This window comes from Superficieibacter sp. BNK-5 (assembly GCF_047456055.1).
Classification (GTDB): domain Bacteria; phylum Pseudomonadota; class Gammaproteobacteria; order Enterobacterales; family Enterobacteriaceae; genus Superficieibacter.
In genome coordinates this window covers 677,893-690,860 of sequence record NZ_CP179893.1, presented here as the reverse complement: position 1 = coordinate 690,860, position 12,968 = coordinate 677,893, and the positions used below count along the sequence as shown (strand labels likewise).

The following is a 12,968-nucleotide window of genomic DNA, read 5'->3' as shown; positions in this document are numbered from 1 at the left end:
TGTGCTGGCATCCCGGATGCATGTCTCTGACAGGAACAACATGCTGATAATCAGTTATTCTGGTAAATATCCTTATACAATCGGCTCTCAAACCGCACCAGCGGGATGCGACGATTGCGTTGGTCTGAAGGCTCTACCGCATAGCCTGAAAGATATTGCACGAACGCCATACGCTGGCCGCTGGCGGTGGTAATAAAGCCCGCCAGGTTGTACACCCCCTGCAACGATCCCGTTTTAGCCGAGACCTTTCCATCGACGCCTGCCTGATGCAGACCGGCACGGTACTGAAGCGATCCGTCATAACCTGCCAGCGGAAGCATCGAAATATAATTCAGCTCGTTATCGTGCTGGGCGATGTATTGCAGCACCTGGATCATGGTGGCAGGAGCGAGCAGGTTATGGCGCGACAGGCCAGAACCGTCGGCAATGATGGTGTTGCCAATATCGACGCCTACCTGCTGACGCAGGATCTGCCGTACCGCGTCGGATCCTGCACGCCATGTGCCCGGCACATTGAAGCGCGAATGACCAATCATGCGAAATACCGTATCTGCAATCATGTTGTCCGACTTTTTCAGCATAATCTTAAGCAGATCATGCAACGGTGCCGACTGTTTACTGGCAATCACCGTACCCGGTTCATTGACCTGGGTCTGACGCAGCAAATTCCCGCTATAGGTGATCCCGGCCTGCTTCAGCTCGTCTCTGAGGATGGCACCGGCATAGCTTGCGCCGTCCTGAATCGCAAACGCCAGCGGCAGCGGCTCGGCACGCTGCGGCAGACAGCCGGTCAGCGTGAAGCGGTTTAATTCGCCTGGTACGACATCCAGCTCGCAATACTGCGCATCAGCTGAGCCGCGCGCCAGGGTGCGCACCTGACTAAACATGGTCACCGGATAGAACGAGGCGACGCGAATAAACGCCATATCACCCGCTTTTTGGCCGCTATAAAGCGACACGGAGAAGCAGTTCCGATCAACGATGGCGGCGGCAGGCGGCGCGCTAAAGCACTGGGTCATGTCGTTCCACGGCCAGCCTGGTGCTTTATCGTGGCTGGCAAAAATTGAGGTGTCGATCAGCACGTTGCCCTCAATTTTCTGTACGCCCGAATTTTTCAGAACGGCGACCATATTGCGCAGATCCTGACGCTTCAGGGTGGGATCTGCGCCGAAACGCGCGATCAGGTCACCTTTCAAAATGCCGTTATCTACGCTACCCTTGCTCTCCAGCGTAGTGGTAAAGCGAAAGTCTGGCCCCAGCTGTATCAGGGCTGCCAGAGCCGTAATCACCTTCTGGGTACTGGCTGGCAGCGCCATCTGTTGCCCGTGATAGTCGATCTCTGGCGTCGAGGCTCCGACTTTTTGTACCATAAGCGCCAGGTTAGCACCTGCCGGGAGCTGGTTTACATACTCCTCAACATTCGCTGCCTGAACGCAGAACGCTATACTGGTAGTCAATCCGATGATAAATCTGGAAAATCGCATAATCTCGCGCTAACAACCTGGAAACAAGCCGTCATACTACGGCGCAACACCCTGCAAAGTAAACGATGACCCATAGTGAACTTCAGGGTAAAATGACTATCAAATTGAAAAATTGCTGCTGACCTGGGACTTTGCTTCCGGGTCAGTTTTCTTTTGCTTCTGTCCTGGTGCTTTATGGCCGGACAAGTGGGGGCGGCAGTTTGCGGTCTCCTGAAGGAACGATGAAGAGGTATAATAATGCAAGCTATTCCGATGACCTTACGAGGTGCAGAAAAACTGCGTGAAGAACTGGATTTTCTGAAGTCTGTTCGCCGTCCTGAGATTATCGCGGCGATTGCCGACGCGCGTGAACACGGCGATTTGAAAGAGAACGCAGAATATCACGCCGCGCGCGAGCAGCAGGGCTTCTGTGAAGGCCGCATCAAAGATATCGAAGCTAAGCTGTCTAATGCGCAGGTTATCGATATTACTAAAATCCCCAACAATGGCCGCGTGATTTTTGGAGCTACAGTGACGGTTCTGAACCTCGATAGCGATGAAGAACTGACTTACCGTATCGTGGGCGATGACGAAGCCGATTTTAAGCAAAATCTGATTTCTGTGAATTCGCCAATTGCCCGTGGTCTGGTGGGTAAAGAGCAGGATGATGTTGTGGTCATCCGCACGCCGGGTGGCGAAGTGGAATTCGAAATTCTCAACGTAGAATATCTTTAAGCGCGGCATAGCGTCTGGATGTTGACGTATTGTAAAGATAAGAAAAAGGCCGCATAGCGGCCTTTTATCAACGTGAAGAGCATGGCATTTTGCTCGTCTACCCGTTAAATCCCTCGTTTTACACAGAAATCGTGTCTAAATCAGGATACTATTAACGAGGCAGCGAGATTTTACGCTCTGCGGTCGGGCGATAGAGTACCAGCGTTTTACCGATGACCTGTACATTACAGGCACGGGTTTCGCGCACGATAGCGTCCACGATCAGGTTTTTCGTTTCGCGATCTTCCGATGCGATCTTCACCTTAATCAGTTCGTGGTGCTCTAACGCTTGTTCAATCTCGGCCAGTACCCCTTCGGTCAAACCATTGTTGCCAAGCTGAACGACGGGCTTGAGCGGATGCGCCAGACCTTTGAGGTGCTGTTTTTGTTTAGTACTAAGATTCATCGTATATTTTTACTTACGTTGGGATTGAAAACGGGTCATTCTACCGCCATCTCCCATATATCGCCAAATTGCAGCGTAGAAATTTACGCTTCAGGCTACGATGAGCTATCCCAACGGGAATGTTAAATGACAGGTAAAAAGCGTTCTGCCAGTTCGAGTCGCTGGCTTCATGAACACTTTAGCGATAAATATGTTCAACAGGCACAGAAAAAGGGGTTACGTTCCCGTGCCTGGTTTAAACTTGATGAAATACAGCAAAGTGACAAACTTTTTAAGCCGGGAATGACGGTAGTCGATCTCGGTGCTGCCCCAGGAGGCTGGTCACAGTATGTGGTCACGCAAATTGGTGGCAAAGGCCGCATCATCGCGTGCGATCTTTTACCTATGGATCCTATCGTTGGTGTGGACTTCCTTCAGGGCGATTTTCGTGATGAACTCGTGGTGAAGGCGTTACTGGAGCGTGTCGGTGACGAAAAGGTTCAGGTAGTCATGTCCGATATGGCACCAAACATGAGCGGGACACCTGCTGTAGATATTCCGCGCTCAATGTATCTGGTGGAACTGGCGTTACAGATGTGTCGTGACGTCTTAGCGCCGGGCGGCGGTTTTGTAGTGAAGGTATTTCAGGGCGAAGGTTTCGATGAGTATCTTCGGGAAATTCGTTCTCTGTTTACGAAAGTGAAAGTTCGTAAGCCGGACTCTTCGCGGGCACGTTCACGCGAAGTGTACATTGTAGCGACCGGGCGAAAGTAATAGCCGGTTGATTTCAGGCGAAAGTTTGAAAGACGCTGGATATAGAGTATCCTGACGCTGTTTTTAACACAGTTGTAATAAGAGGTTAATCCCTTGAGTGACATGGCGAAAAACCTAATTCTCTGGCTGGTCATTGCCGTTGTGCTGATGTCAGTATTCCAGAGCTTTGGGCCCAGCGAGTCTAACGGACATAAGGTGGATTACTCTACCTTCCTGCAAGAGGTCAACCAGGACCAGGTTCGCGAAGCTCGTATAAACGGACGTGAAATCAACGTTACCAAGAAAGATAGTAACCGTTATACGACCTACATTCCGGTTAACGATCCTAAACTGCTTGATAACCTGCTAACCAAAAACGTGAAAGTGGTTGGTGAACCGCCTGAAGAGCCGAGCCTGCTGGCTTCTATCTTCATCTCCTGGTTCCCGATGCTTCTGCTGATTGGGGTCTGGATCTTCTTCATGCGTCAGATGCAGGGCGGCGGTGGCAAAGGTGCCATGTCGTTCGGTAAGAGCAAAGCGCGCATGCTGACGGAAGATCAGATCAAAACCACCTTTGCTGACGTCGCGGGTTGTGACGAGGCAAAAGAAGAGGTGGCTGAGCTGGTTGAATACCTGCGCGAGCCGAGCCGCTTTCAGAAACTGGGCGGTAAAATCCCGAAAGGCGTCCTGATGGTCGGCCCTCCGGGTACCGGTAAAACCCTGCTGGCGAAAGCTATCGCGGGTGAAGCGAAGGTGCCGTTCTTTACCATTTCCGGTTCTGACTTCGTGGAAATGTTCGTCGGTGTCGGTGCATCTCGTGTGCGTGACATGTTCGAACAGGCCAAGAAAGCGGCACCGTGCATTATCTTCATCGATGAAATCGACGCCGTAGGTCGCCAGCGTGGTGCAGGCCTGGGTGGCGGTCACGATGAACGTGAACAGACGCTGAACCAGATGCTGGTTGAGATGGATGGTTTCGAAGGTAACGAAGGTATCATTGTTATCGCCGCGACTAACCGTCCGGACGTACTGGACCCTGCGCTGCTGCGTCCGGGCCGTTTCGACCGCCAGGTTGTAGTCGGTCTGCCGGATGTCCGTGGTCGTGAGCAGATCCTGAAAGTGCATATGCGTCGCGTGCCGCTGTCCCCGGACATTGATGCGGCAATCATTGCGCGCGGTACGCCGGGCTTCTCCGGTGCGGATCTGGCAAACCTGGTGAACGAAGCGGCACTGTTTGCTGCTCGCGGCAACAAGCGCGTCGTTTCCATGGTTGAGTTCGAAAAAGCGAAAGACAAAATCATGATGGGTGCGGAACGTCGCTCCATGGTGATGACGGAAGCGCAGAAAGAATCCACCGCGTATCACGAAGCGGGCCACGCGATTATCGGTCGCCTGGTGCCGGAACACGATCCGGTGCATAAAGTGACGATTATCCCGCGCGGCCGTGCGCTGGGTGTGACCTTCTTCCTGCCTGAAGGCGACGCGATCAGCGCCAGCCGTCAGAAGCTGGAAAGCCAGATCAGTACGCTGTACGGCGGCCGTCTGGCAGAAGAGATTATTTACGGCGTTGAACATGTTTCTACCGGTGCGTCGAATGACATTAAAGTCGCGACCAACCTGGCACGTAACATGGTTACCCAGTGGGGCTTCTCTGAGAAGCTGGGGCCGTTGTTGTACGCAGAAGAAGAAGGTGAAGTGTTCCTTGGCCGTAGCGTTGCGAAAGCGAAGCATATGTCTGATGAAACCGCGCGTATTATCGATCAGGAAGTGAAACTGCTGATTGAACGTAATTACGACCGTGCTCGCCGTCTTCTGAATGACAACATGGACATCCTGCATTCGATGAAAGATGCGCTCATGAAATATGAGACCATCGATGCACCGCAGATTGACGATCTGATGGCGCGCCGCGATGTGCGTCCGCCAGCAGGTTGGGAAGATGCCGGTAGCTCAAGCAACTCTGACAACAATGGTACGCCTCGCGCGCCGCGTCCGGTGGATGAACCTCGCACACCGAACCCGGGTAACACCATGTAAGCGTATTTGGGCGACAAATACGTCGCCCACTGTAGTACTCTAAAGCCCTGGAGCATCGCTCCGGGGCTTTTTCTTTTCAGCAAGCAGACAAACAATAACAGGAGTTTTCATGAAACTCGTTGCGCAAGGCTCGACGCTCGATCTGGCCTGGCCTCATGTGATGGGCATTCTTAACGTTACGCCTGACTCTTTCTCTGATGGCGGCACGCATAATTCGCTGATTGATGCGGTCAAACATGCCAATCTGATGATTAACGCCGGGGCCACAATTATCGATGTTGGCGGAGAGTCAACGCGACCCGGTGCGGCGGACGTGAGCGTCGAGGAAGAACTCACCCGGGTGATCCCGGTCGTGGAGGCGCTCGCGCAGCGTTTCGAAGTGTGGATCTCGGTAGATACCTCTAAACCGGAAGTGATCCGCGAAGCGGCGAGAGTGGGCGCTCACATCATTAACGACATCCGCTCCCTGAGCGAACCGGGGGCGCTGGAAGCGGCGGCAGAGACCGGTCTGCCGGTTTGTCTGATGCATATGCAGGGCCAACCAAAAACCATGCAGAATGCGCCGTATTACGAGGATGTTTTCGCTGAGGTCAATCGCTACTTTGTTGAGCATATCGCCCGCTGTGAAGCCGCCGGGATCGCAAAAGAGAAATTGTTGCTCGACCCGGGCTTCGGTTTCGGTAAAAATCTCACACACAATTACACCCTTCTTGCACGTTTATCTGAACTGCATCATTTTGGTCTGCCGCTGTTAGTCGGTATGTCGCGTAAATCGATGGTAGGCCAGCTCCTTAATGCTGGCCCTTCTGAGCGACTGAGCGGCAGTCTGGCCTGTGCAGTCATTGCTGCAATGCAAGGGGCACAAATTATCCGCGTACATGATGTAAAAGAGACCGTTGACGCGATGCGTGTAGTGGAAGCGACATTATCAGCTAAGGAAAACAGACGTTATGAGTGAACGTAAATATTTTGGTACCGATGGGATCCGTGGTCGTGTAGGCGACGCGCCAATCACGCCTGATTTTGTGCTTAAGCTGGGCTGGGCCGCGGGCAAAGTGCTGGCGCGCCACGGTTCGCGTAAAATCATCATCGGTAAAGATACCCGTATTTCTGGCTATATGCTGGAGTCGGCGCTGGAAGCGGGGCTTGCCGCCGCAGGACTTTCCGCCTCGTTCACCGGACCCATGCCAACGCCTGCTGTCGCCTACCTGACGCGCACCTTCCGCGCTGAAGCCGGTATCGTTATCTCTGCGTCCCATAACCCTTATTACGATAATGGCATCAAATTTTTCTCCATCGACGGCACCAAACTGCCGGATGAAGTCGAAGAAGCTATCGAAGCGGAAATGGAGAAAGAGATCACCTGCGTGGACTCGGCTGAGCTGGGTAAAGCCAGCCGCATCGTGGATGCTGCCGGGCGCTACATTGAGTTTTGCAAAGGGACTTTCCCGAACGAACTGAGCCTTAATGAATTAAAAATTGTCGTCGACTGTGCCAACGGCGCAACCTATCACATTGCGCCGAACGTTTTCCGCGAATTGGGTGCAAAAGTGATCGCCATGGGGTGTGAACCTGATGGCGTGAACATCAATGAAAAAGTGGGTGCCACCGATGTTCGCGCGTTGCAGGCACGCGTGCTGGCCGAAAAGGCGCATCTCGGTATCGCCTTTGATGGCGACGGCGACCGCGTCATTATGGTTGACCATGAAGGTAATCGCGTGGATGGCGACCAGATTATGTATATCATCGCCCGTGAAGCGCTGCGTCAGGGCCAGCTTCGCGGCGGTGCCGTCGGGACGCTGATGAGCAATATGGGCCTCGAGCTGGCGCTTAAGCAGCTTGGAATTCCTTTCACCCGCGCAAAAGTGGGCGACCGCTATGTGCTGGAGAAAATGCAGGAAAAAGGCTGGCGTATTGGCGCGGAAAACTCCGGCCACGTTATTCTGCTGGATAAAACCACCACCGGTGACGGCATCGTGGCAGGGCTACAGGTCGTGGCGGCAATGGTCCGTAATCATATGAGCCTGCACGATTTGTGTAGCGGCATGAAAATGTTCCCGCAAATCCTGGTGAACGTCCGTTTTACCGCTGGTGGCAGCGATCCGCTTGAGCATGAGACGGTGAAGGCAGCGCTGGCTGAGGTCGAGGCGACGCTGGGCAATCGTGGACGCGTACTGCTGCGTAAATCGGGTACTGAACCTCTTATCCGCGTAATGGTAGAAGGGGAGAACGAAGCGCAGGTTACCGAGTTTGCCAATCGTATTGCGGATGCGGTTAAAGCGGTCTGACAGATTAGCAGCCAATAAGTCGTTTATTGAATGCGATGAATATTTATTAAAAGCCCATAGCATGTATGGGCTTTTTTCAATAAAGAATATGTATATTATTTTATTGATGAATTTGTTTGCTGTCTGTTTTTTGCTTTTCACTTTTTTTATGAAATCTGGCTAAACTAATTTTTACAAGTCCATTACTTTTTCTGATGAAGATTATCGCTGATTAATACGGGATCACCTTCTCTCATATAGTGCGCCGCGTCTTAATTTTTAAGGATTATGGCAGTGTGTGGTTTCATCTCGTCTGCGGCATTCCCTTAGTCCTTTTAAGGGGAAATCTCATGAAAAATAGTGTGTTAAAAGTAACTATCTACTCCTCCTCAACATGACAGCTATTTGCTGGTCATAACTATTCTTAATAAATAAAGAATTATTTCTTGTTTGTATTTATATGATTCATGTTATAAATATTTTGTTGTGTAAGATATACTTAATTATATGTTAAGTTAAAATCACGATATTTGTTTCAATATTATGCTATAAATAACATCCATTAAGGGAATATAAATTTATTCTTAAAAAACGCCTGCAATCTTTCAAAGTGTTTCTTGACTGCCTAGACTGTTGCACGCCGGGAAGTTACCCGGGGTTTAATTTTTTAAGGAAAAAAGAATGAACACGTTAGTTTGGGACTTGAAAGGTAAAATGAACCGCAAAGCGGCAAAATTACAAGAGATGAGAAAGCAGCGCGGTGTCACCCTGCTGGAAATCATCATCGTTCTGGGGATTATCGGTATTATCGCTGCGGGTGTGGTCATTCTGGCGCAGCGTGCCTTTACCGCGCAGGATCTGTCTGACATTCAAAATAATGCCAACAGCATCCGTACCTCAATGGTTGAAGCATTTAAAGATGAAGGTAGCTACCCGGCATCAGATACTATTGTTGGATTGACCAAGTCAACTATCGCAGCCTCCACCTCTAAAGCACCAATCGTTACCCTGGTAAAACTGGGTAAAATCTCTCCGGATGAATCTTTCAACGGTATCTCTAACGATGCATTCCAGTTAGGCAACGCATCACTGGACGGTACCTCGTCTCAGAACAAAGCATTTGTGCTGGTTGTTAACGGTCTGGAGACTGAGGAATGTCGTAACCTGATCTCTGAAATGGGCAATCAGTGGGATTATGTTGAAGCCCTGGACAGCGGTGCAGCTGCGGGTGGCGACGTATCTGGTATTGATGGTAAAAATATTAGCGTTACAAAAACCGGTGCGATTCTGAAAACGTTGGTTTCAGGAGAGATCAAAGCAGATGAGATTACGGCATCCGGTGTCTGTGACGGTCCAGGTGCAAGCAACGGTGTTATCTTCGGTAGCAAGTAATTTTAGATTACTAAGTTGCTGAGTCATAAAACGAGCCCCCTTTACTAATGGGGGCTTTATGAATCATTTTTAAAGGCCCTGAAAATGCGCAGTAGAAAGGACTCTGGTTTCAGTTTACTCGAGATCATCATTGTACTTGCCATCATTGGCGGTATTTTGGTGAGCTATACCTACTACGCACGTAAAAAAGCAGTAAGCACTGCCCAGCAGAATGTGGCTAATGCATTAGCTGCCGAGATGAAGGGGGTTATTAACTTTGTCCGCGATGATAAAGTTGCCCTTGTGAAAGGTTCACAACCTAAAGATGAAGATATAACCAATCCGCTCTATGATGATTCAGGTTCTGTCGACCCTGCCTATGCCTGGCGTGTAACGAATGATATTAATGTAATCGATACTGGCAATGTGAGTGACTATTTTTTATGGGGTGATGGAAATAATAAAAATAAACAGCAACGCTACTACTTTCTCAGTAGCAAATGTAGCGTCAACTTAAAGTCTGAGTATGCCTTTGACAAAGAGTATCTGCCTTGTTTTATGGCCAATACAGCGACTAACTCTTCGGCTGTTATTGAGCGGATAGGCTTTGCTGGCGGAACAACTTCAGCACATGACAGAGATGTCAACCGTATTGATGTTATTGTTGAATTTAAAAAAGAAGAGAAAAATAGTAATTATCAGTTTGCAGATTTCGCTCCGCACTTTTCTGAAGCGTTTGCCTCCTCAAATATAAGTGCAACTCACGCTATCGTCGTTCATCGCAACTCAGCGACAGAAAACTGGAAACTTGTTGTTAAGAAAAAAGATAATAAAACGCCAGTTGAGCTGGGTGCCGTGGCCAGCAATATGGATGCATTAACGCAATATACCAGCGGCGAGTTTGGTATACGTTTTACATTCGATTTAAATGACAATACCAACGGTAGTGGCGGCGGCGGCGGTGCAGCCTGCTGGAGTTCCGGTGACGTTAAGCTTTGTTACAACAAAGATGAAGGGCAAGGCGAGCACGGCGAAGATGCGATACTCTCGCTGGACATGACGGATAAAAACAATACGAATAATAATGACATGGCAGGCACCCTTAAAGCCAATGTCGTCATGGAGAATACGTCACGGCGGGTTTATGTATTTAAGCGTACAGGATACAACAGCGCGTTTGAATTAGATCAAGACGGCAATCCACAGCGTTATACCTATACTGACAAAGACGGTAACACCTATGAAGGTGACTTCGTCATGAATGATGAAAATGCCAAAGATGATATCCCAGATGGTGGTTATACCAATTACGAAGTCTATACCACCAGGACATATGACGCTTTTGAATTATTAACGCCGGTTACAAGCGAATACCACGCCTTCAGAAATACAGGCAAGGACGTGACAGGCCGTGATAATTACGCTCCCTCGTATGACGACAGTCAGCTACCGGATCAGGATAATAATGATTACGGCGCGATTCGAATTCCAGTGCAGAGCTGTCCACAATTGAAGCAATCTATCGCACTGAGAGACGATCGTGGACAAGCTATCCTTGATGGGCAGGGGAATCCTAAAAAAGTAGATGTTATTCGAAAACTCTATCCACGCCTGAGCGCCTCGGTATCTTCAGTCGCGGCTTATAATCTTGACGGTACTTTGTCAGATGATCCTTCTCAGACACGTAACAAGCTTGACCGCTCAAAAATTGTCAATCAATTTAGTGGCGTTGCAACCCAGGTTGAATTTACGTTGAATAATGACACTTATCGTCCGGGTTCAAGTGGAATAAATACAGGTGAGCATGTTGTTATTGAGGATACAAAGTATCTCTGGATCGTTACTGCTTCCGTTGGATTTTATGATGCTAATACAGGTAATGGCGTAACGCTTGTTAACCCGCCGAGCGTTGGGTATACCATTTCAAGATGGTGTAGTTCTATTCCACAACCAGGTACGCCAGCGGATTTGCTAGACACTTACGAATATAAATAGGGATGTTTTATTTAAAGGATGGAAAAATGATGATAAAAAAATATTGTCTATTATATGCTTGCCTGATGACGCTTACGGGTTCCTTAAGTAGTGGAGCATTTGCTGACGCTCAGATTACAGCGTCCTCATCGCAGCCTGCTGTATCGACAACTCCGGTAAATCCCTTTAGCGGCAGTTATACTTCTTCGCCTGCTCCATATGCCCGGGGACTGATATTGCATGAAAACCAGTTGCTAAGTCAGGAAATAAAGAGCTGGGTAGCGAGTAATGGCTATAAACTTTTTTGGAATAGTAAAAAAGATTATCTTATTTACAATACGATAAGTATAGTCGGGAAAACAGATGACGAAATATTACAGGCGCTGGGCGATCTTTTTTTCTCCGAGAATTATGGCTTAGTTGTTAAAAAATACGAGAAAAACCGCGTGATCGTTGTTGATGAAATGTAAGTGGACAGAACTCATGAAATTGAAAATAAGTGTATTATTGCTGGCTTTTCTGGCGCAAGGGTGCGTAAGTGATTTTAATGAAAAATATGATGCTGATAAAAAAGTAGCGCAGCAAACTAATGATACTACCACTTCGGACTCAGCTAAGATCAAACCCTATGTAAAATACGATTCTGCATTTCTCGGCAAAAAAGTTCAGTATAGCGTCGAGCAGCAAAAAATCATGAGTAAGCATGTGAAAATCGCTTCATATGAACCTTCCTCGTTATCTACCATTATGGAGGCAGTATCCGCGCAAACCGGGATCAGTTTCCGAATAAATGCTTCGTCCATCGGTGGTAAATCGGGAGCAGGCGATAACACATGGGATATCCCGCGTTCCGTTCAGTTTGACGGTACCTTTGAAGATTTTATGAGCTATATAAGCTCACTTTACGATGTCAGTACATCCCTGGATAATAATAATGTTCTGAAGATTAACGTTTACGAAACTTATGTTATCCGTCTGGATTTTTATGGTGAGAATAATAAATCAGAAACGACACTCGATCTTTCTGGTAACGAAGCAACATCCAGCGGCGGTTTAACCGGTAAATCTGAAACGAAGTTTGAATCCTCGTTCTGGGATGACGTTGAAGACATGGCCAAAAACTATGTAACCTCTGGAAACTACAACTTATTCAAAGATTCCGCAATTTTGATGGTGAATTCCCGTCCATCAGAATATGAGGCGTTAAGTAGAGCGCTGGATAAATATAAAGCAGACAACACCCGTCAGTTTATTGTTACTTATCGTATTTATATTCTTGATAAAACAAAAGAGAAGAGCTTAGGCGGCGGGTTGGATCTCAGTTTTGCTGATGCCCATAACACTATTAATGTTAACAGTAGCATATTTGAGAATCTGGCAGGTGGGCTTTCTGCCGGATGGAAAAATAGCCATATGGACATCAACGCTGGTCTGGATGCACTTTACAAGCTTACAGGAAGTGAATCTTTGCAAAGCGGTTCATTTATTACGCGTAATAACATGGCTGTACCAGTGAATATGACCCAGTCACAATTTTATGTTTCAAGCCGGACTCGAACCACTGATGATAATGGTGAAGTGAATGTGGATGTTGAAACCTCTGAAATCGTGACCGGTACAAGCTTCATTATTACACCTCGCGTGCTTTCTGACGGTCGAATTGAAGTGGTTAGCGGGTTTACAAAGCGCTTCCTGAATTCCATTAGTGAGTATGATGATGTGCAGTTGCCTAATGTAAGCACAACAGAATCATTTAACTCCTCAATTATTAAACCCGGTGATCTGCTGGTAGTGGGAAAATTTGAAGTCAAAGATTCAAAAGATAGCTTACAGTATCAGGTATTGGGCGCGGACGATGGAAACAATGAAGGCTCTGCTACGGTACTGATGGTAGTCGGTGTAGATTATTATCGTCAACCTATTACGTCTCGTGATAATTAAATG

11 protein-coding genes are annotated in these 12,968 nt (G+C 48.4%); 9 read left to right on the top strand and 2 right to left on the bottom strand.

Annotated elements, in window-relative coordinates; genetic code table 11:
• Positions 1-50: 50 nt before the first annotated feature.
• Positions 51-1,484: a serine-type D-Ala-D-Ala carboxypeptidase gene (dacB, locus tag ACMGGS_RS03340; protein ID WP_414165047.1), complete on the bottom strand. Its 1,434-nt coding sequence runs from the start codon at positions 1,482-1,484 to the stop codon at positions 51-53.
• Positions 1,485-1,721: 237 nt separating this feature from the next.
• On the opposite strand from dacB, the gene greA reads away from it, so the two are divergent.
• Positions 1,722-2,198 (top strand): transcription elongation factor GreA, encoded by a 477-nt coding sequence (gene greA / locus ACMGGS_RS03335; RefSeq protein WP_176918050.1) that lies wholly within the window; start codon positions 1,722-1,724, stop codon positions 2,196-2,198.
• 151 nt (positions 2,199-2,349) lie between these two features.
• Here the strand turns inward: greA and yhbY are convergent, their stop codons facing one another.
• The gene (gene yhbY, locus ACMGGS_RS03330; RefSeq protein ID WP_103676718.1) at positions 2,350-2,643 is read right to left on the bottom strand and encodes a ribosome assembly RNA-binding protein YhbY; all 294 of its coding nucleotides are present in this window, start codon (positions 2,641-2,643) and stop codon (positions 2,350-2,352) included.
• Between the two features lie 126 nt (positions 2,644-2,769).
• On the opposite strand from yhbY, the gene rlmE reads away from it, so the two are divergent.
• The 8 genes from rlmE (at position 2,770) to ACMGGS_RS03290 (ending at position 12,965) form a co-directional block, all read left to right on the top strand.
• Entirely contained in the window at positions 2,770-3,396 is a 627-nt protein-coding gene (rlmE, locus tag ACMGGS_RS03325; RefSeq protein ID WP_176918049.1) for a 23S rRNA (uridine(2552)-2'-O)-methyltransferase RlmE, read from the top strand.
• 102 nt (positions 3,397-3,498) lie between these two features.
• Positions 3,499-5,412 carry an ATP-dependent zinc metalloprotease FtsH gene (ftsH, locus tag ACMGGS_RS03320; protein ID WP_194207088.1) on the top strand — a complete coding sequence of 638 codons (1,914 nt, stop codon included), beginning with the start codon at positions 3,499-3,501 and terminating at the stop codon, positions 5,410-5,412.
• Positions 5,413-5,521: 109 nt separating this feature from the next.
• Positions 5,522-6,370 (top strand): dihydropteroate synthase, encoded by an 849-nt coding sequence (gene folP, locus ACMGGS_RS03315; protein ID WP_414165046.1) that lies wholly within the window; start codon positions 5,522-5,524, stop codon positions 6,368-6,370.
• The gene (gene glmM, locus ACMGGS_RS03310; RefSeq protein WP_414165045.1) at positions 6,363-7,700 is read left to right on the top strand and encodes a phosphoglucosamine mutase; all 1,338 of its coding nucleotides are present in this window, start codon (positions 6,363-6,365) and stop codon (positions 7,698-7,700) included. Before folP ends, glmM begins: the two co-directional genes overlap by 8 nt.
• Before the next feature lie 660 nt (positions 7,701-8,360).
• On the top strand, positions 8,361-9,071 hold the full coding sequence (locus ACMGGS_RS03305; protein WP_414165044.1) for a type IV pilus major pilin: 711 nt from the start codon (positions 8,361-8,363) through the stop codon (positions 9,069-9,071).
• Between the two features lie 84 nt (positions 9,072-9,155).
• Entirely contained in the window at positions 9,156-11,045 is a 1,890-nt protein-coding gene (locus ACMGGS_RS03300; RefSeq protein ID WP_414165043.1) for a type II secretion system protein, read from the top strand.
• Between the two features lie 26 nt (positions 11,046-11,071).
• Complete coding sequence (locus tag ACMGGS_RS03295; protein ID WP_414165042.1) at positions 11,072-11,494, top strand: TcpQ domain-containing protein; 423 nt, start codon at positions 11,072-11,074, stop codon at positions 11,492-11,494.
• Positions 11,495-11,507: 13 nt separating this feature from the next.
• Positions 11,508-12,965, top strand: coding sequence for a type II and III secretion system protein (locus ACMGGS_RS03290; RefSeq protein ID WP_414165041.1), 1,458 nt, complete (start codon positions 11,508-11,510; stop codon positions 12,963-12,965).
• The last annotated feature ends 3 nt before the right edge of the window (positions 12,966-12,968 follow it).

Coding starts and splice junctions, on each gene's coding strand:
- dacB (WP_414165047.1), bottom strand. CDS start 1,484: ATGCGATTTTCCAGATTTATCATCGGATTGACTACCAGTATAGCGTTC.
- greA (WP_176918050.1), top strand. CDS start 1,722: ATGCAAGCTATTCCGATGACCTTACGAGGTGCAGAAAAACTGCGTGAA.
- yhbY (WP_103676718.1), bottom strand. CDS start 2,643: ATGAATCTTAGTACTAAACAAAAACAGCACCTCAAAGGTCTGGCGCAT.
- rlmE (WP_176918049.1), top strand. CDS start 2,770: ATGACAGGTAAAAAGCGTTCTGCCAGTTCGAGTCGCTGGCTTCATGAA.
- ftsH (WP_194207088.1), top strand. CDS start 3,499: ATGGCGAAAAACCTAATTCTCTGGCTGGTCATTGCCGTTGTGCTGATG.
- folP (WP_414165046.1), top strand. CDS start 5,522: ATGAAACTCGTTGCGCAAGGCTCGACGCTCGATCTGGCCTGGCCTCAT.
- glmM (WP_414165045.1), top strand. CDS start 6,363: ATGAGTGAACGTAAATATTTTGGTACCGATGGGATCCGTGGTCGTGTA.
- ACMGGS_RS03305 (WP_414165044.1), top strand. CDS start 8,361: ATGAACACGTTAGTTTGGGACTTGAAAGGTAAAATGAACCGCAAAGCG.
- ACMGGS_RS03300 (WP_414165043.1), top strand. CDS start 9,156: ATGCGCAGTAGAAAGGACTCTGGTTTCAGTTTACTCGAGATCATCATT.
- ACMGGS_RS03295 (WP_414165042.1), top strand. CDS start 11,072: ATGATGATAAAAAAATATTGTCTATTATATGCTTGCCTGATGACGCTT.
- ACMGGS_RS03290 (WP_414165041.1), top strand. CDS start 11,508: ATGAAATTGAAAATAAGTGTATTATTGCTGGCTTTTCTGGCGCAAGGG.